Annotated in this window: 15 protein-coding genes and 1 riboswitch; of the genes, 7 read left to right on the top strand and 8 right to left on the bottom strand. The window is 68.8% G+C overall.

The features are described from left to right. The first annotated feature begins 40 nt into the window (after positions 1-40). Positions 41-1,036: an SMP-30/gluconolactonase/LRE family protein gene (locus ADBZ6K_RS09940; RefSeq protein WP_526346029.1), complete on the top strand. Its 996-nt coding sequence runs from the start codon at positions 41-43 to the stop codon at positions 1,034-1,036. Positions 1,037-1,196: 160 nt separating this feature from the next. Next, positions 1,197-2,420 carry a D-alanyl-D-alanine carboxypeptidase family protein gene (locus ADBZ6K_RS09935; protein WP_526346027.1) on the top strand — a complete coding sequence of 408 codons (1,224 nt, stop codon included), beginning with the start codon at positions 1,197-1,199 and terminating at the stop codon, positions 2,418-2,420. Between the two features lie 3 nt (positions 2,421-2,423). Here the strand turns inward: ADBZ6K_RS09935 and yhjD are convergent, their stop codons facing one another. The 3 genes from yhjD to ADBZ6K_RS09920 are packed head-to-tail and all read right to left on the bottom strand — an operon-like array spanning position 2,424 to position 5,368. After that, on the bottom strand, positions 2,424-3,446 hold the full coding sequence (gene yhjD, locus ADBZ6K_RS09930) for an inner membrane protein YhjD (protein ID WP_526346025.1): 1,023 nt from the start codon (positions 3,444-3,446) through the stop codon (positions 2,424-2,426). A gap of 18 nt (positions 3,447-3,464) precedes the next feature. Then, positions 3,465-4,487, bottom strand: coding sequence for a tryptophan--tRNA ligase (gene trpS / locus ADBZ6K_RS09925; protein WP_526346023.1), 1,023 nt, complete (start codon positions 4,485-4,487; stop codon positions 3,465-3,467). Continuing rightward, a complete protein-coding gene (locus ADBZ6K_RS09920) occupies positions 4,484-5,368 on the bottom strand; it encodes an exodeoxyribonuclease III (RefSeq protein ID WP_526346021.1) in 885 nt (294 codons plus the stop codon). The genes trpS and ADBZ6K_RS09920 overlap by 4 nt, the downstream gene beginning before the upstream one ends. Before the next feature lie 100 nt (positions 5,369-5,468). Then, positions 5,469-5,588: riboswitch (SAM riboswitch) on the top strand. 140 nt (positions 5,589-5,728) lie between these two features. Here ADBZ6K_RS09920 and ADBZ6K_RS09915 point away from each other — a divergent pair. The 3 genes from ADBZ6K_RS09915 to ADBZ6K_RS09905 are packed head-to-tail and all read left to right on the top strand — an operon-like array spanning position 5,729 to position 8,957. Beyond that, the gene (locus ADBZ6K_RS09915) at positions 5,729-7,111 is read left to right on the top strand and encodes a bifunctional o-acetylhomoserine/o-acetylserine sulfhydrylase (protein WP_526346019.1); all 1,383 of its coding nucleotides are present in this window, start codon (positions 5,729-5,731) and stop codon (positions 7,109-7,111) included. Further along, complete coding sequence (gene metX, locus ADBZ6K_RS09910; protein ID WP_526346017.1) at positions 7,108-8,229, top strand: homoserine O-acetyltransferase MetX; 1,122 nt, start codon at positions 7,108-7,110, stop codon at positions 8,227-8,229. The genes ADBZ6K_RS09915 and metX overlap by 4 nt, the downstream gene beginning before the upstream one ends. Continuing rightward, positions 8,226-8,957, top strand: coding sequence for a class I SAM-dependent methyltransferase (locus tag ADBZ6K_RS09905; RefSeq protein ID WP_526346015.1), 732 nt, complete (start codon positions 8,226-8,228; stop codon positions 8,955-8,957). The genes metX and ADBZ6K_RS09905 overlap by 4 nt, the downstream gene beginning before the upstream one ends. Positions 8,958-9,090: 133 nt before the next feature. Here the strand turns inward: ADBZ6K_RS09905 and ADBZ6K_RS09900 are convergent, their stop codons facing one another. After that, positions 9,091-9,384, bottom strand: a complete 294-nt coding sequence (locus tag ADBZ6K_RS09900) for a DUF3017 domain-containing protein (protein ID WP_526346013.1) — start codon at positions 9,382-9,384, stop codon at positions 9,091-9,093. Further along, positions 9,381-10,226 (bottom strand): bifunctional methylenetetrahydrofolate dehydrogenase/methenyltetrahydrofolate cyclohydrolase, encoded by an 846-nt coding sequence (locus ADBZ6K_RS09895; protein ID WP_526346011.1) that lies wholly within the window; start codon positions 10,224-10,226, stop codon positions 9,381-9,383. Before ADBZ6K_RS09895 ends, ADBZ6K_RS09900 begins: the two co-directional genes overlap by 4 nt. Positions 10,227-10,374: 148 nt before the next feature. Here ADBZ6K_RS09895 and ADBZ6K_RS09890 point away from each other — a divergent pair, with 148 nt between their 5' ends. Both ADBZ6K_RS09890 and ADBZ6K_RS09885 read left to right on the top strand, forming a co-directional pair. Then, entirely contained in the window at positions 10,375-13,068 is a 2,694-nt protein-coding gene (locus ADBZ6K_RS09890) for an ATP-binding cassette domain-containing protein (protein WP_526346009.1), read from the top strand. A 111-nt stretch (positions 13,069-13,179) separates the two neighbouring features. After that, positions 13,180-17,316 carry an nSTAND1 domain-containing NTPase gene (locus ADBZ6K_RS09885; protein WP_526346007.1) on the top strand — a complete coding sequence of 1,379 codons (4,137 nt, stop codon included), beginning with the start codon at positions 13,180-13,182 and terminating at the stop codon, positions 17,314-17,316. 72 nt (positions 17,317-17,388) lie between these two features. Here ADBZ6K_RS09885 and ADBZ6K_RS09880 read toward each other — a convergent pair whose 3' ends face one another. The 3 genes from ADBZ6K_RS09880 to ADBZ6K_RS09870 are packed head-to-tail and all read right to left on the bottom strand — an operon-like array spanning position 17,389 to position 18,916. Then, on the bottom strand, positions 17,389-17,961 hold the full coding sequence (locus ADBZ6K_RS09880; protein ID WP_526346005.1) for a pentapeptide repeat-containing protein: 573 nt from the start codon (positions 17,959-17,961) through the stop codon (positions 17,389-17,391). Positions 17,962-17,964: 3 nt separating this feature from the next. Beyond that, a complete protein-coding gene (locus ADBZ6K_RS09875) occupies positions 17,965-18,579 on the bottom strand; it encodes a GTP-binding protein (protein WP_526346003.1) in 615 nt (204 codons plus the stop codon). Continuing rightward, on the bottom strand, positions 18,560-18,916 hold the full coding sequence (locus ADBZ6K_RS09870) for a DUF742 domain-containing protein (RefSeq protein ID WP_526346001.1): 357 nt from the start codon (positions 18,914-18,916) through the stop codon (positions 18,560-18,562). The genes ADBZ6K_RS09875 and ADBZ6K_RS09870 overlap by 20 nt, the downstream gene beginning before the upstream one ends. Position 18,917: the final 1 nt, after the last annotated feature.

The following is an 18,917-nucleotide window of genomic DNA, read 5'->3' as shown; positions in this document are numbered from 1 at the left end:
TCTCACCGCACTTTCGGCATCCTTCCGCCAGGCTCCGAGGATGCCGCGGAGTAAGCCGCCGATCGACCCCGTGCGCTGGCGCCCGCCGCCGGTCGAGCCGCTGCCCGACTTCCCCCCGGCCGAGCTGACCGTCGTGCCCGTCCCGGGTAACGCGCCGGAAGACGTGGTCGTCGACGCCGACGGACAGCTGTGGACGGGCGTCGACGACGGCCGCATCCTGCGCATCTCCCCCGACGACGGCGCCGCGACCGTCGTCGCCAACACCGGCGGCCGCCCGCTGGGCCTGGCCGTCGCCGGTGACGGACGTCTGCTGATCTGCGACAGCCCTCGTGGACTGCTGGCGTTGGACCCCGCAACCGGCACACTGGAGACACTCGTCGACAGCGTCGGCGGGCGCCACCTGCAGTTCACCTCGAATGTGACCGAATTGCCGGACGGCACAATCTGTTTCACCGAGTCGACCAGCACGCTGACCTACGCCCACTTCCGGGGCGCGGTGCTGGAGGCGCGCGCCCGCGGCAGCCTGTTCCGGCTCGACCACGACGGCACTGTCACCACCGTCGCCGGCGGGCTGTATTTCGCCAACGGGGTCACGCCGACGCTGGATGGGACCGCCCTGGTGTTCGCCGAGACGATGGGCAGGCGGATCTCCAAGTACTGGCTGACCGGACCGCGCGCCGGCTCGGTGACACCGCTGGCTGTCCACCTGCCCGGCTACCCCGACAACCTGTCAACCGGTGCCGACGGACGGATCTGGACCGCCATGGTGACGTCGGTGAACAAGATCGCGGAATGGCTGTCACCGCGGGTGCCGTTCGTGCGCAAGGCGGCGTGGCTGGTACCCGAGCGCGTGTTGCCGGCGATGGCGCCGAGCGTGTGGGCCGTCGCCTTCGACCCGAACACCGGTGCCGCCGTCGCGGGGGTGCGGGGCTCGCATCCCGCCTTCTCGCTGGTGACCGGAGTCGTCGAACTCGACGGGCGCCTGTGGATGGGCTCGATCGGTGCGTCCGCCATCGCGCATTGTCCCCTGCCCTGAGCCCCGCGCCGAGTGCACGGAAGTTATACGCATTTCGCGAGAAGACCCGTCAACAACCGTACACTCGGCGCGGGCCCGGACCTCGTCCGTAACTTCAACCCCGCCAGTCACAGCGTGGCTCCGCAAGATGGCGACGGGCGTCGCCTAATCTGCGGTCACGATGGCGAGCTTCCGAACCGTGGCCCAGCGCGCCGCCGGCCTGGCGGCGGCGCTTCTGATGGTCGTCTCCCCCGCCCTGGCCGGCGCCCAGCCCGACGCGGCCCCCGATCCGTGCCCGTACCGGGTGACGACGCCGCCTGCCGTCGACGCGTCCGAGGCGCCCAAACCGGGTGAGGACCCGCCGATGCCGCTACCCGTTCCCGCCCAACCGCTCGGCGGCGCTGATCTCGCGGGCTGCGGCATCATCACACCCCCGGGCGCACCCCCGGCGCCGGGCGACGTCTCAGCGGAGGCGTGGCTGGTCGCCGACCTCGACACCGGCGACATCATCGCCGCGCGCGACCCGCACGGCCGCCACCGGCCCGCCAGCATCATCAAGGTGCTCACGGCGATGGCGTCGCTCAACGAGCTCAACCTCAACAAGACCGTGCCCGGCACCCAGGATGACGCGAACGCCGAGGGCACCCGCGTCGGCGTCGCACCCGGCGGGGTCTACAGCATCAACGATCTGCTGCACGGCCTGCTGATGCACTCGGGCAACGACGCCGCGCACGCGCTGGCGATGCAGCTGGGCGGCTGGGACACGGCACTGAACAAGATCAACGTGCTGGCCACCAAACTCGGCGGCCGCGACACCCGCGCCGCCACGCCATCGGGGCTGGACGGACCCGGTATGAGCACGTCGGCCTACGACATCGGCCTGTTCTACCGGTACGCCTGGAAGAACCCGATCTTCAGCAACATCGTCGCCACCAGGGAGTTCGACTTCCCAGGCCGCGACGGCAACCCCCCGTACGAGATCGTCAACGACAACAAGCTGCTCTACAACTATCCGGACGCACTCGGCGGGAAGACGGGCTACACCGACGACGCGGGGCAGACCTTCGTGGGTGCCGCCGACCGCGACGGACGCCGCCTGGTGGCTGTGCTGCTGCGTGGCACCCGCCAGCCGATCGCCCCCTGGGAGCAGGCCGCCCGCCTGTTGGACTACGGCTACGCGTTGCCGCAGGGCACGAAGGTCGGCTCGCTCGTCGACCCGGATCCGTCGCTGCTGCCCGCGGATCCCGACCCGGCCGCGCAGGCCGCTGCCGCCGCCCAAGCCGCAGCCATCATCCCGCCGGCCGACGCCATGCCGGTGCGGGTCGGGGTCGCCGTCGTCGGGTCGATCATTGTCTTCTCGCTGATAATGGCGGCCCGGTCGATCAACCGGCGGCCGCAGCACTGACCACTAGCGGCGGCGGGCAAGGCGCGAAATCCCCAGCGCCCCAAGGGAACCGGCGACCGCAACCGCCACCGCCTGGACGGGCGCCAGGCCGGGCCGGGTGACCACCCGGGTGTTGATGATGGCAGGTGACGGCGGATCCACCGGCGCAATCGCCATGTTTTCCCGCGACGTCGCCGCCCACGCCGTCGCGAACAGCACCAGCCGCGCGGTGATGTAGGCGAACACCATCAGGCCGAGCACCGGACCGAACGTCGCGCCGGCCGGCCCCTGGACGACGGACTGCAGGTACACCGATGCCACCCGCTTGAACACCTCAAATCCGATCGCAGCCAGCAGCCCCGCCCTGATCGAGCTGGCGAAGCTCACCGATTCCCTCGGCAGTCGCGCGATCATCCAGGTGAACAACAGCCAGGCCACCAGGAACGACACCACCGTCGATGCCACCCCAAGGATCACATTGAGCGCCGGAAAATCCTGTATGCCAATGAAGTTCAGCACCGTTTCCATCAGGCCCGTATCGCTGAGTGCGGTGAGGGCAATGGTGACGATCAGGGCGATGAACGTCGAGAACAACGCGGCCAGATCCGACAACTTGGTGCCGACGAAACCGGCGCGCTCATGGCGCTGCAGCCACATCTGGCTCAATGCCTCGCGCAGGTTGGCCATCCACCCCAGGCCGGCCCACGCGGCGGTGGCCAGGCCGATGATGCCGACCGACGTGCGTGATGCGATCGCCGAATCCATCAGGTTGACCAGCTGCTGACCCAGGTCACCGGAGACGGTCTCCCTGATGCGGTTCTCGATCTCGTCGAGCACATCGGGCTGGCTGGCCAGGATGAAGCCGCCTGTCGCAAAAGCCACCATGAGCAGCGGAAACAACGCGAAGATCGTGAAGTACGTGATGCCGGCGGCGTAGAAGTCACCCTTGGCGGTCTCGTAGCGTTGCTGCGACCGCATGACGTGGTCGAACCACTCGTAGCGCGCACGCAGGCGCTCCAGCACACCTGGTTTGGCCGGCTCGGTCATACCAGCCTCCCGCTGCGCTTATGTCGATTGCTGAAAGAAACCCAACCGCTCGTATACCCGCTTCAGAGTCTTAGCAGACACCTCGTTCGCCCGCTCGGCGCCGGAGCGCAGCACCGCCTCCAGCTCGGCGGTGTCGGCGAGCAGCTCGTCGACCCTGACCTTGATCGGGGTGACGAACTCGACCACCGCCTCGGCGGTGTCCTTCTTCAGGTCGCCGTAGCCGCGGCCCGCATAGCCCTCGACCAGCTTGTCGACGTCGGCGCCGGTCACCGCGGCCTGGATGGTCAGCAGGTTCGACACGCCCGGCTTGGCATCGGTGTCGTAGCGAATCTCCCGCTCGCTGTCGGTGACCGCCGAGCGGATCTTCTTGGCGGTCGCCTTCGGGTCGTCGAGCAGGCTGATCAGGCCGGCGTCCGTGGATGCCGACTTGCTCATCTTCGACGTCGGATCGGCCAGGTCGTAGATCTTGGCGGTCGCCTTCGGGATGAGCACATCGGGGACGACGAACGTGCCGGGGAATCGCGAGTTGAACCGTTGCGCCACGTCGCGCGCCAGTTCGAGGTGCTGCCGCTGATCCTCACCGACGGGGACCAGGTCGGTGTCGTACAGCAGCACGTCGGCCGCCTGCAGCACCGGGTAGGTGAACAGGCCGACGGTGGTGGAGTCAGATCCCTGCTTCTGCGACTTGTCCTTGAACTGTGTCATCCGCGACGCCTGGCCGAAACCGGTGAAACAGCCGAGCACCCAAGCGAGTTCGGCATGGGCGGGTACCTGGCTCTGCACGAAGATGGTGGCGCGCGCCGGGTCGATCCCCAGCGCGAGGTACTGGGCCGCCGTCACCAGGGTGCGCCGCCGCAGGGTCTGCGGATCCTGCGGAATGGTGATGGCGTGCAGGTCGACGACGCAGAAGAACGCATCGAAGTCGTCCTGGAGCCCCACCCACTGCTGCACGGCGCCCAGCGCGTTGCCGAGGTGCAGTGAGTCGGAGGTGGGCTGCACGCCGGAGAAGACGACACGGCGGGAGGAACCTGTTGCGCTCATGATCCTTCGATCTTGTCATGCCGGAGTCGTCCCACCCCGGACCGGATCGGTGCCGGTGCCGGGCCGTACTCGACGGTCACCGGGGCGTGGTCGGACCAGCGCAGGGCGTACGTGTCGGCGCGTTCGACGCGAGCCGAGGTGGCCCGCGCGGCCAGCTCGCGGGTGGCCAGGTGGTAGTCGATGCGCCAGCCCGCGTCGTTGTCGAACGCCCGGCCCCGCCAGGACCACCAGCTGTACGGCCCGGCCACATCGGGGTGCAGGGCACGGACCACGTCGACCCAGCCGGTGTCGAGCAGACCGGTCAGCCACTGCCGTTCCGCAGGCAGGAAGCCCGATTTCTTGAGATTGCCGCGCCAGTTCTTGATGTCGTTCTCGGTGTGCGCGATGTTCCAGTCACCGCATAACACGACATCGCGGCCAGCATCGTGCACTTCGCCGTTGAGTACCGCCATCCGGGTGGCGAGCGCGGCCATGAATCGCTCCTTCTCGAGCTGCCAGGGCGTGTCGGCCTCCCCGGTCTGGATGTACAGGCTGGCCACCGTCAGCGCATCGTCGCCATCGACATCCACCTCCAGATACCGTCCGTGTACGTCGAATTCGCTGTCCGGCAACCCAATTCGAACATCTGCGAACGGATGCCTGCTCAGCACCGCGACCCCGGCGCGGCCCTTGAGGTGGGGATCCGCCGACGCCAGATGCCATCCGTCGGACAGCGCGGGGCCCAGCGCACCGGCGAGCTGGCCGTCGTCGGCACGGGTCTCCTGCAGGCAGACCACGTCGGCGGTGGTCGTCGCCAGCCACGCCAGCAGCCCGGCGTTGTCGTCGGATCGGCGCTTGACCGCCGCGCGGATCCCGTTGACGTTGATCGTGCTGACAATCACGGTCGACGACCCTAATCCACGCATCGACGGTGCCTGCACCGGTGCGGAGCGCACGAAACCCGCTGGCCTCCGCTCGGCGGGTTGCGATACGCTCTTGGTCGGTCATGAGTGCCAGCGCAAAGCCCCGGCTTGCTGGCCGGCAACCCTCCAACCGCGGTGGGGTGCCCCGGGTGATGACCAGGTTGAGTAGCCACAACTGGCTACGCGGCAAGCGCGGGTCCGCCGGACGGGCCCCGGAGAGACAGGGAAACCTGATGCGGAGGCCCCCCATGTGCAGTCCCTGCTGATCTGTCACGTGACCACCCGCCCGTCCCGTCCCGGCCCACTGCAACGGCCCGGACGTCGCCCAAGGAGATATCCATGACCCCTGACCTGACCAATGACACGACCGTCGACATAACCAACGAAGAGCAGGATCCGACCGCCAACTGGTCGTTCGAGACCAAGCAGATCCACATCGGCCAGGTGCCCGACGCCGCCACCCGCGCCAGGGCATTGCCGATCTACCAGACCACCTCCTACACGTTCAAGAGCACCGACCATGCCGCCGCGCTGTTCGGGCTGGCCGAGCCGGGCAACATCTACACCCGGATCATGAACCCGACCACCGACGTCGTCGAGCAGCGCATCGCCGCACTCGAAGGCGGGATCGCGGCGCTGTTCCTGTCCTCCGGGCAGGCCGCCGAGAGCTTTGCGATCCTCAACATCGCCAATGCAGGCGACCACATCGTGTCCAGTCCGCGGCTGTACGGCGGCACGTACAACCTGTTCCACTACACGCTGCCCAAACTCGGCATCGAGGTCAGCTTCGTGGCGGATCCCGACGACCTCGAGTCGTGGCGGGCGGCGGTGCGGCCCAATACCAAGGCGTTCTTCGCCGAGACGATCTCCAACCCGCAGAACGACATCCTCGACATCCCCAATGTCGCCGCGGTCGCCCATGACAACGGCGTCCCGTTGATCGTCGACAACACCGTCGCCACCCCGTATCTGATCCAGCCCATCGCGCACGGGGCCGACATCGTGGTGCACTCGGCGACGAAGTACCTCGGCGGTCACGGGTCGGCGATCGCGGGCGTGATCGTCGACGGCGGCACCTTCGACTGGACCAACGGCCGCTTCCCCGGCTTCACCACCCCCGACCCCAGCTACCACGGTGTGGTCTTCGCCGATCTCGGCGCGCCGGCCTTCGCGCTCAAGGCCCGAGTGCAGCTGCTGCGTGACCTCGGTTCTTCGGCCGCGCCGTTCAACGCCTTTTTGGTCGCCCAGGGACTAGAGACGCTGAGTCTGCGTGTTGAGCGTCATGTGGCCAATGCCCAGAAGGTCGCGGAGTTCCTTGCGGGGCATCCCGACGTGATCTCGGTGAACTATGCGGGCCTGCCGACTTCGCCGTGGTACGAACTCGGCAAGAAGCTGGCGCCGAAGGGCACCGGAGCGGTCTTGGCCTTCGAGCTGTCCGGTGGCCTGGACGCGGGTAAGGCATTCGTCGACGCGCTGACCCTGCACAGCCACGTCGCCAACATCGGCGATGTGCGCTCGCTGGTGATCCACCCGGCCTCGACCACCCACGCGCAGCTGAGCCCGGAGGAACAGCTCGCGACGGGGGTCACGCCGGGTCTGGTCCGGTTGGCGGTCGGCATCGAGGGTATCGACGACATCATCGCCGACCTGGAGCGGGGTTTCGCCGCCGCGCGCCCCTTCGCCGGGGTGACCTCGGTGTCGCAGACGGTGGCGTCGGTGTGACGATCTTCGACGTGCCGACCACCACGCTGCCCGCCGAAGGCGAAGTCGGCGTGGTCGGTATCGGGCCATTGACCTTGGAGAACGGCACCGTCATCGACGATGTGTCGATCGCCGTGCAGCGCTGGGGCGAGTTGTCGCCCAATCGGGACAACGTCGTCATGGTTCTGCACGCGCTGACCGGCGACTCGCACATCACCGGCCCGGCGGGCGCCGGCCATCCCACACCCGGCTGGTGGGACGGTGTCGCCGGCCCGGGCGCCCCGATCGACACCGACCGCTGGTGTGCGGTGGCCACCAATGTGCTGGGCGGCTGCCGCGGCTCGACGGGCCCGAGTTCGATCGCTCCCGACGGCGCGCCGTGGGGCTCGCGTTTCCCGCTGGTGACGATCCGCGACCAGGTGGCGGCCGACGTCGCCGCCCTCGCCGCGCTCGGCATCACCGAGGTCGCCGCCGTGGTCGGCGGCTCGATGGGCGGTGCGCGGGCGCTGGAGTGGATCGTGACCTATCCGGACAGGGTGCGTTCGGCCCTCGTGCTGGCCGTCGGCGCACGGGCCACGGCCGACCAGATCGGCACCCAGAGCACCCAGGTCGCGGCGATCAAGGCAGACCCGCACTGGCAGAACGGCGATTACCACGGCACCGGGCAAGCGCCCGATGCCGGCATGGAGATCGCCCGCCGGTTCGCCCACCTCACCTACCGCGGCGAGGAGGAGCTGGACCAGCGGTTCGGCAACGATGCGCAGGGGTTCGAGAATCCCACGGACGGCGGCCGTTTCGCGGTGCAGAGCTACCTTGAACACCAGGGCGCCAAGCTGGTATCGCGGTTCGACGCGGGAACCTACGTCGCGCTGACCGAGGCGCTGTCCAGCCACGACGTCGGCCGCGACCGCGGCGGCGTGAGCGCAGCCCTGGGCGGATGCCCGGTGCCGGTCGTGGTCGGGGGCATCACCTCCGACCGGTTGTACCCGCTGCGGCTACAGGCCGAGCTGGCCGAGCTGTTGCCGAGGTGTTCGGGGCTGAACGTCGTCGACTCGAGGTACGGGCACGACGGGTTCCTCGTGGAGTCCGAGGCCGTCGGTAAGTTGATTCGGGAGACGTTGGAGTTGGCATCCCGGTGACCGGACCCATACAGCACCGCTCACTGTCCTTCGGGGCGGAGGCGGCCGCCTACGAGCGGGGCCGGCCGTCCTATCCGCCGGAGGCGATCAACTGGCTGCTGCCACCGGGCGCGCGTGACGTGCTCGACCTGGGCGCCGGCACCGGCAAGCTCACCACCCGGCTGGTGGAACGCGGCCTCGATGTCGTTGCGGTCGACCCGCTTCCGGAGATGCTCGAGCTGCTGTGCAACGCGCTGCCCGACACCCCGGCGCTGTTGGGCAGCGCCGAGGACATTCCGTTGCCGGACAACAGTGTTGACGCGGTGTTGGTGGCTCAGGCCTGGCACTGGTTCGATCCGGAGCGCGCCGTCAAGGAGGTGGCCAGGGTGCTGCGGCCGGGCGGACGGCTGGGCCTGGTGTGGAACACCCGCGACGAGCGGCTCGGCTGGGTCAAGGACCTGGGCCGCATCATCGGCCACGAGCACGACCCGTTCAGCAGCGAGGTGACCCTGCCCGACCCGTTCGGCGGGCTGGAACGCCACCAGGTCGAGTGGACGAGTTACCTGACACCGCAGGCACTCATCGATCTCGTCGCGTCGCGCAGCTACTGCATCACCTCGCCGGCCGAGGTGCGCACCCGCACCCTCGACCGCGTCCGCAACTTGCTCGCCACCCATCCCGCGCTGGCCCAATCCAACGGTTTGGCACTCCCTTACGTCACGGTGTGCATCCGCGCGACGCTCACGTAGGCCTAAGCCGGGCCCTAAGCCGCGCATCGCCCAGATCGGCGCCACGGTCGTCGCGGCGCCATGATCGCGACCCTGGCGCAGAACTCGCAGCACATGGGCAGCCGGCGGCGGAGAATCGGGGCGGCGGCCGAAGTCAGCTGGTGCCGAGCGGGTCGATCGTCCAGGCGATGTAGAGCATGGCGGCGCTGACCGTCGCGGTGGTGGTGAAGTCGATGGCGCGGGAACGCACCACCAGCAGACCCGCACGTTCGTCGGTCAGGCCCAGCCGCAACGCTGCCGCGACCCCCACCCCGATCGCGAGGATAAGGGCGCCGCGGCGCCAGTAGCCAGCGATCACCAAAGCGAAGGCCACCGCGAAGAACAACCCAACCAGCACGATGGGCCACTGTCTTGTGACCACCTTGCGGACGAATTCCCTTGGGGTCACACGTTTTCCGCGAGCTCGACCACGTTCGTCAACAGGAAGGCTCTGGTCAGCGGGCCGACTCCGCCCGGGTTGGGGGACACATGGCCCGCCACCCCCAACACCGCGGGATCCACATCGCCGGTGAGCTTGCCGTCGACCCTACTGACGCCGACGTCGACGACGGCCGCGCCCGGGCGAACCATGTCGGCGGTTACCAGGTGCGGCACGCCCACCGCGGCGACGATGATGTCGGCCTGGCGGGTCAGGGCGGGCAGGTCACGGGTTCCGGTGTGGCACAGCGTCACGGTCGCGTTCTCCGACCGGCGGGTGAGCAGCAGGCCGAGGGGGCGTCCGACGGTCACGCCGCGGCCGATGACCACCACGTGCGCGCCTGCGATCTCGACGTCGAACCGGCGCAGCAGGTGCACGATGCCGCGGGGGGTACACGGCAGCGGCGCGGGTTCGTTCAGCACGAGCCGGCCCAGGTTCGTCGGATGCAGGCCGTCGGCGTCCTTGGCGGGATCGATCCGCTCCAGCGCGGCGTTCTCGTCGAGGTGCCGGGGCAGCGGCAGCTGCACGATGTAGCCGGTGCAGTCGGGGTTGGCGTTCAGTTCGTCGATGGTTTCGTCGAGGGTGGCCTGACTGATGTCGGCGGGCAGATCGCGGCGGATCGAGTTGATGCCCACCTTCGCGCAGTCGGCGTGCTTACCGCGGACGTAGGCCTGCGAACCGGGATCGTCGCCGACGAGCACGGTGCCGAGCCCGGGGGTGCGGCCCGCCACGGTCAACGCATCCACCCGATTCTTCAGGTCGACGAAGATCTCGTCGCGTGTGGCCTTGCCGTCCAGCGTGATCGCACCCACGGGACACATTGTGTCATCGCGGTGTCAACGCAGAGTCATCGCGCCGCCCGACAACCTGACCACCGGCGCCTCACGCGACCCACCGATCCGGCCGTGCGCCGCGTGTACCCCGACAGCCTCGGTGCCGGTACCGATAGAGTTGGCGCCGATGAGCCGCCCCGCCCCGCCCGCGTTGACCGTTCGTTACGACGGGTCGGCCCGCACCTTCGCCGCGGGCAACGACGTCGTCGTGGGACGCGATCTGCGCGCCGACGTCCGAATCGCCCACCCGCTGATCTCGCGCGCACACCTGGTGCTGCGGTTCGATCAGGGCCGGTGGCTGGCGATCGACAACGGCAGCCTGAACGGGATGTTTCTCAATGGCCGCAGGGTCCCGGCGGCGGAGATCACCGATGGGCAGAGCGTCAATATCGGTAATCCCGACGGGCCCCGGTTGACGTTCGAGGTGGGCAGGCATCAGGGCTCGGCGGGCCGACCGCCGCAGACCACCTCGGTGTCGGTCGCCCGCCGGCAGAACACCGGTTTGTCGCACACCCCGCCCAGCGCGGCGCCCCCGCAGCGCTATCCCACCGGTCAGCAGCCCAATCCGTACTCCGCCGGCGTCCAGCAGGGCTACGCGTCCGGACCTCAACATGGCTATCCGTCCGGACCTCAACAGGGCTCCGGACCTCAACAGAGCTATGCCACCGGTCAGCAGCACGGGTACCCGTCGGCGTCGCAGCAGCGATATCCGACGGCGGCCACCTCCCAGCCCGTGCGGCCACCGGTCTCGGCTCCGCTGTCGGAGGCCACGCTCGACTCCGCCACCCGCATCGGTCCCACCGCCGCCCCACGCTCCGGGGACGGCAACCTCGCCACGAGCATGCTCAAGATCCTGCGCCCCGGCCGGGCGGCGGAGGCACCTCCCGGGTCGATCAAGATCGGCCGTGCCGGCGACAACGACATCGTCATCCCCGACGTGCTGGCGTCACGGCACCACGCGACGTTGGTGCCGTCGGCGAGCGGCACGCAGATCATCGACAACCGCAGCATCAACGGCACCTTCGTCAACGGTGCCCGGGTCGATTCGGCCGTGCTGGACGATGGCGACGTCGTCACCATCGGCAACGTCGACCTGGTGTTCCGCGACGGCACCCTGGCCCGCCGGACCGAGACCGAAGCCGACACGCGAACCGGTGGTCTGGAGGTCCGCGGACTGACGTGGACCATCGAGGGCAACAAGACCCTGCTGGACAACATCTCCTTGCGCGCGCGGCCGGGCATGCTGACCGCGGTGATCGGTCCGTCGGGTGCGGGCAAGTCGACGCTGGCCAAACAGGTCGCGGGCTACACCCACCCGACCAGCGGGACCGTGACCTTCGAAGGCCACGACATCCACGCCGAGTACGCCTCGCTGCGCTCCCGGATCGGGATGGTGCCGCAGGACGACGTGGTGCACGGCCAGCTCACCGTCGACCAGGCGTTGATGTACGCCGCGGAGCTGCGGTTGCCGCCCGACACCACCAAGGAAGACCGCGCCCAGGTGGTCGCCCAGGTCCTCGAGGAACTCGAGATGACCCAGCATGCGCACACCCGGGTGGACAAGCTGTCGGGCGGCCAACGCAAACGCGCGTCGGTGGCGATGGAGCTGCTGACCGGTCCGTCGCTGCTGATCCTCGACGAACCCACCTCCGGCCTGGACCCCGCGCTGGACCGCCAGGTCATGACGATGCTGCGCCAGCTCGCCGACGCCGGCCGCGTGGTGCTGGTGGTGACGCACTCGCTGACGTATCTGGACGTCTGCGACCAGGTGCTGCTGCTCGCGCCGGGCGGCAAGACCGCGTTCTGCGGCCCGCCCGGCCAGATCGGCCCCACCATGGGCACGACGAACTGGGCCGACATCTTCAGCACGGTGGCCGGCGATCCCGACGCGGCCTACCAGCGTTACCTGGCCAACAATCCGCCGGAGCAGGCCGCTCCGGCCTCCGAGCAGCCGGTCGATCTGGGCAGCCCGACGCGGACCAGCCTGCTTCGGCAGTTCTCCACCATCGCCCGACGGCAGATGCGGCTGCTCCTGTCCGATCGGGGCTACTTCGTCTTCCTGGCGTTCCTGCCGTTCATCATGGGTGTGCTGTCGCTGTCGGTGCCCGGCGACGTCGGCTTCGGCGTCCCGGTTCCCGCCGAAAGAGGCGGTGCCGCACCCAACGAGCCGGGTCAGATCCTGGTGATGCTCAACGTCGGAGCCATCTTCATGGGGACGGCGCTCACCATCAGGGCGCTGATCGGCGAGCGGGCGATCTTCCTGCGCGAGCAGGCCGTCGGGCTGTCGACGACGGCGTACCTGATGGCGAAGGTGGCGGTGTTCACGGCCTTCGCGATCCTGCAGGCGGCGATCGTCACCTCGATCGCGATCGTCGGCAAGGGCTGGGGTGAGGGCGCCGTCGAACGGGGCGCGTTCATCGGCAACCGCAGCCTGGAACTGTTCATCGACATCGCGGCGACGTGTGTGGCCGCGGCGATGGTCGGGCTGGCGCTCTCAGCGCTGGCCAAATCCAATGAGCAGATCATGCCGCTGCTGGTGGTGGCGATCATGAGCCAGTTGGTGTTCTCCGGCGGCATGATCCCGGTGACGGACCGGGTAGTGCTCGATCAGATGTCCTGGGTGACCCCCGCGCGCTGGGGTTTCGCGTCATCGGCCTCGACGATCGACCTCATCAGGCTGGTGCCCGGCCCGCTGACGCCCAAGGACCGGCATTGGGAGCACACCTCGGGGGCGTGGCTGTTCGACATGGCGATGCTGGCAGCCATCAGCGTGTTCTATGTGAGTTTTGTGCGCTGGCGCATCCGGCTCAAAGGCGCCTGACCAGGAATTCATCGCATTCCATTCACGGCAGCGTCTGTCGGCCGAAACAGCGAATTCGAGTAGCGCACTACGCTACCGTTCCGCTCAACAGCGTCGACATCCTGTAGAGCCATGTGCAAGGTCTTCCTGAGCCATTCGAGCCGGGACAATGTCCAGGCTGAAGCGCTGTTGCGCTGGCTCGAAACCGCCGAGCCCGCACTGAAGGACGAAATATTCTTCGACCGCGACGAGGACACCGGAATCGCGACCGGAGAGCAATGGCGAGATGCCCTGCGTAAGGCGAGCGATCGTTGTGAAGCGGTCATTTGCCTCGTGTCGCAGAACTGGATCGCCTCGCATGAATGCCTGGCCGAGTACCGCGTCGCGGAGTATCTCGGGAAACCGGTTTTCCCGGTCCGGCTCGAGCCGACGCCGGGCAGCGATGTCACCCGTGAATGGCAGCACTGCGATCTGTTCGGTGACGGCCCGAAGACCCCGGCCCCGCCGAATGGCAACACGGCCCCGCCGAATGGCGCCGATGCCTTTTCGTGGCCGCCGGAGGGCGAACCCGGCCGATCGCCATACCGTGGCTGGCAGCCGCTGGAATCGGCGGACGCCGCGGTCTACTTCGGCCGCGACGTCGAGATCAACCGGGCGCTTTCCGCGATCCGCGCGCTCCGCGTGTCGGGCACCAACAAGGCCTTCACGATCCTCGGACCGTCGGGCGCCGGGAAGTCCTCCTTCCTGCGCGCCGGGCTGCTCCCCCGGCTACGCCGCGACGACCGTCACTTCCTGACGATGGACATCGTGCGTCCCGAGCGTCACCCGTTGACCGGCGACCTCGGCCTGGCCAGGTCGATCCACGCCCTTCGTTCCTCACTGGGCCTGCTGGAGCCCGACCTGGGCGTCATCAAGGCCGCCGCCGGCGACCCCGCCCAGGTGCGGGCCTGGCTGAAGGAAGCGCAGGACGCCGGGACGCAGCGGTTGGTGGGCGGGGCGACGTCGTCGGCGCCGACGCTGATCCTGCCGGTGGATCAGGCCGAGGAGCTGTTCGGTGCCGACGTCGGCGCGGAGGCCTGTGCGTTTCTCACCGTCATCGCCGATCTGGCAGGGAAGTCGTCGGACCTGCCGATCATGGCTGTCGCAACGATCCGCACCGACCGCTACGAACTCTTCCAGACCGCACCGCAGCTGGCCGAGGTGGATCCGTACTCCTTCGAGGATCTGCGGCCGATGCGCGCCGACCGGTTCCGCGAGGTGATCTGCGGCCCGGCCGACCGGCTCGAAAGCTCCGGCACCAGGTTGCGCTGGGCCCCCGAGGTCGTGGACGCCCTGCTCAAGGCCTGCGACGCGGGCGCCGACGCGCTGCCGTTGCTGTCGCTGACGCTGGCCCGGCTCTACGAGGACTACGCCGGCGACGGCGAGATCACCCTGGCGGAATACGAGGCCATGGGCGGGATGCGCCGGGTGGTCGAAACCGAGATCGACTCGGTGCTGTCGACCGACGCGGAGACCCGCACCGCGGAACTCGAACAGTTGCGCCGGGTGTTCATCCCCTGGCTGGCGACCATCAACCCGATCAACGACACACCGCTGCGCCGGGTGGCCCGCCTGTTCGATCTGCCCGCCGACACCCACCGGCTCGTCGCGGCGCTGGTGGCCAAACGACTGCTGGTCGAGGATGAACGCGACGGCGAGAAGGTCGTCGAGGTCGCCCTGGAAAGCCTGTTCCGGCAGTGGGATGTGCTTGCCGGCTGGCTACACGAGCAATCCGCCGACCTCAAGAACGCCGATCTGCTGGATCAGAAGGTCTTCGACTGGGCGAGCAACGGACGCCAGGACGACTGGCTGCTCAACGGTGCGCAGTTGACCAGCGCCGAGACGCTGGCCGCCAAGCCCGGCTTCCGGGACCGGTTGAACAACGCACGCGAGTTCCTGCTTGCGTCGCGCCAGCGCGAGGACGAACGCAAGGCGGCGGCGCTGAAAGAAGCCCAGGACCGCCAGGACACCGCCGAGAAGCTTGTCGAGGCCGAACGCCGGGCCAAGCAGAATGCGCAACGACGCACCCGGTACACCGTGGTCGCCGCGCTCGTGACGGTCGTGGCGGTGTGCGCGGCGGCGTGGGGAGCGACCGAGCGTGCGAAGGCCGACCGTCAGTATCGCGACGCCACCGCGTTGCGGCTGCTGGGCGAATCGCAGGCGATGCTCGCCGGTCAATCGGTCAACGGCGACGACGACGTGCTCGCCATGCAGCTGTTGCTCGCCGCGCGCACCATCGCCCCCAATCTCCTCGCCGATTCCGAGTTCCAACTGTTGACCGTGCTGAACCAGGAACGCGACGTCGTCAAGATCACGGACACGCCGGCGAAGGTCATCAGCGTCAGCGCCGACCCCGGCGGCGGGCGCATCGCTGCGGGCACCGCGGACGGCACCGTCAAGCTGTGGGACACCCGCAATGGACGCTGGAGCGATGAACTCCTGACCGGCCACGACGGCGTGGTCACCACCGTGGCGTTCAGCCCGGACGGCACCAGGATCGCGTCGGGGTCGGCGGACTCCACCGTCCGGGTCTGGAGCGCCGAAACGGGCGCGCAGCTGGCCACGATGCGCGGCCACCAGGGACCGGTCCTGCGGGTGGCGTGGGGTCCCGACGGCCGCACGGTCGCGTCGGGCGGCTCCGACAACACCGTACGCATCTGGAACGCCGCAGACGGCTCGCAGATCGCCGGCCTCTCCGGGCACACCGGCGCGGTGAACGGCGTGGCGTTCAACCCTGCCGGAGACAGGCTCGCCTCGGGCTCTGCCGACGGCACGATCCGGATCTGGGACCTCGACGGACGCACCGAACCCCACGTGCTGCGCGGACATCGCGGCCACGTCGTCCGTGTCGCCTGGAGCCCGGACGGCACGATGATCGCCTCCGCGTCGACAGACGGCACGGCGCGGGTCTGGGGCGCCGACACCTTCACCGAGATCCACGAGCTGGGCAGCGATCAGAACGCGGTGCTCAGCGTCGCATTCAGCCCCGACGGCACCCGGATCGCCACCGGCGGGGTGGACAGGAAGGTCCGGCTGTGGGATACCGGCACGTGGCGGCTGATCGGGATCCTGCAGGGACACGACTCCAACGTGCTCGACGTGGCCTTTACACCCGACAGCCTGACGCTGGTATCGGCGGGCGACTCCGGCGACGGCACCCTGCGGCTGTGGGACTCGCGAAGCTGGCAACCCATTCGCGCCACGGACAGTTCCGCGCAGTACGCCATGCTGCGGCCGGGCGCCCGCAGCATCCTTGCCATCGGCAACGACAACACGATCCGGTCGTGGGACACCGTGACCGGCCGCCCCGTGGGGGCGGCAGTGCGATTCGAGGACGGGCAGCGTCAGCAGGTCGGCGTCGCGGGGGGCCGCGTGCTGACCTCCGACTTCGCGGGAACCGTTCAGCTCTGGAATGTCGGATCGACCGACGGGCGCGGCACCCGCCCGTCACCGACCCCGTTGGGTAAGCCCTTGCGCGTCGAGCCGCTACTGGCACCGTTGGTCGCCTACAACGCGTCGACCAGGGCGGCGGTGGTGCCGACCGACCCGCAGACCGTCCAGCTCGTCGATGTGACGACGTCGCAACCCGCGAGTCCACCGATCACGCTGGAGCATCCGGTCACGGCGATCGCGCTGTCCCCGGACGGCAGCCGGTTCGCGGTCGGTGAAACAGATTCCGGTGTGCGGATCTGGAACGCCGGGGGCGGCCCGGCGTCGGGCCCGCTGGCCGGCGACGGACCCGTCACCGGCCTCACCTTCAGCCCCGACGGTCAGGTGCTCGCGGTATGGTCCGACCGCACCCTGCGGCTGTGGGATACCGGAACCTCCCTTGCGCTGGGGATTCCGATGAAGACCGGGTCGCCGGTCACGGCGGTGGCCTTCAGCGCCGACCAGCAGTTGGTGGCCGCAGGCGGGCAGGACGGCTCGATCGCGCTCTTCGACATCCGCGGCGGGCGGGCACTTCCCAGGTTGGACGGCCAGAACGGCTCAGTGACGAGTCTGGAGTTCAGCCCATCTGGAACCCGGCTCGTCTCCGCCAGCACCAACGGCACGGTGCGAGTATGGCCGGTCACGACAGGCGCCATTCCCGGCGATGCGCCGAACACGTTGTGCACCAAGCTTTCCAGCAACATGAGCGAACAGCAGTGGGAATTATGGGTACCGAGGATCGCCTATCAGGACCAATGCAGCGGCCTGCCGAAGGCCGACGAAACCGGAAGGGCGTCGTAACCGCGACAACGCGGGAAGACCAACGGGAGTCGGTCAGCGGCGCAGGCGGATTCGTGACGGAACAGTAAGCGCTCACTCGCCGTGTACGTCAAGCCCGTGGGCGGCCGCATAGGCCAGCGCCTGCCCGATGTCGACCCGCGCCCCGCGCAACGCCGCGACGGTCCACAGCGTGGGATCGACCCGGGCACCGCGCAAGTCGGCCTCCTCGAAACGAGTGTCCTGTATCCGGGCACCCCGCAGATCCGCCCGGCGCAGCACCGCCTTGCGCAGATCGGTGCCGACCAGGCCGGTCTCGCTCAGGCGGCAGTCCGACAGGTCGACCCCACGCAGATCGGCGCCGCCGAGCACCGCGAGAGTCAGGTCGACCTCGACGAACGTGACGGGACGGATCCGGCAGTCGGCGAAGACCGAACCCAGCAAGCTGCAATGGCGAAAAATGCTGTGCCACAACGTGGTCCTGCGAAACGTGCAATTGCGGAACGCCGACCCGACATGTTCGGACTCCGACAGGTCGACGCCGCTGAAGTCGCATTCGGTGAACACCGTTCGCTCGGTGCGCAATCGGCTCAGGTCTTGATCGCGGAAGTCGTGGCCGGCGAACTCACGTGCGATCCAGACCGATTCGTCTTGTTCCCCGTCGTCCACCGATCAGCCGCGCGCGGCGGTCAGGCTGTCCAGCGCGTACTCGGTGACCGCGATGAGCGCGGCCTTCGCCGAGTCCCGGTCGCGTGCGTCGACGGTCATCACCGGGATACGGTCGGCCAGCGCCAGCGCCTTGCGCACCGCCTCGGTGGGAAAGCGCTGGGCGTCGTCGAACTCGTTGATGGCGATCACGAACGGCAGTTTGCGCGCCTCGAAGAAGTCGACGGCGGCGAAGCTGTCCTGCAGGCGGCGCACGTCGACGAGGATGATCGCACCGATCGCCCCGCGAACCAGGTCATCCCACATAAACCAGAACCGGCGCTGGCCGGGCGTCCCGAACAGGTAGAGCACCAGATCCTCACCGAGCGTGATGCGGCCGAAGTCCATCGCGACTGTCGTAGTCCTCTTCATCGGCGTCGCCTCGAGACCGTCCACGCCCGCTGAGGCATTGGTGACCAGCGCCTCGGTGCGCAGCGGCATGATCTCGGAGACCGCGCCGACGAAGGTGGTCTTGCCCGCACCGAATCCGCCTGCGATGACGATCTTGGTCGATGCTGCGCGGGAGGCAGAGGTACTGCTGCTGGTCGACGCCGCGCGCCGCTCAGAGGGCTCGTAGGCCACGCAGGGTCCTCCCTATCAGTTCCAGACGTTCGTCGTACGTCGCGGTATCGCTCAACGTGGTGTGCACGCGCAGATAACCCTGCGCCACCAGGTCCCCGATGAGCACCCGCGCCACGCCGAGCGGCAGCGACAAATGTGCCGCGATCTCGGCCACGGAGGGACTGTCCACCGCCACCCGCAGTATCCCGGCGCGGACATCACTGGCCGGCCACTGCGGCGGCTCCACGGCGTCCACGGTCTGCACCGGCGCCTCCAACGGCAGGGGGACGCGTGAATCCGTGCGGCCGGCCGTCAGCGTGTACGGCCGGACCAAACTCGGTTCACGCGGATCGTCCATC

Source organism: Mycobacterium sp. (assembly GCF_044223235.1).
Classification (GTDB): Bacteria; Actinomycetota; Actinomycetes; order Mycobacteriales; family Mycobacteriaceae; genus Mycobacterium.
Note: the sequence above shows the minus strand (reverse complement) of the source record. Positions and strands in the feature narration are given on the sequence as shown.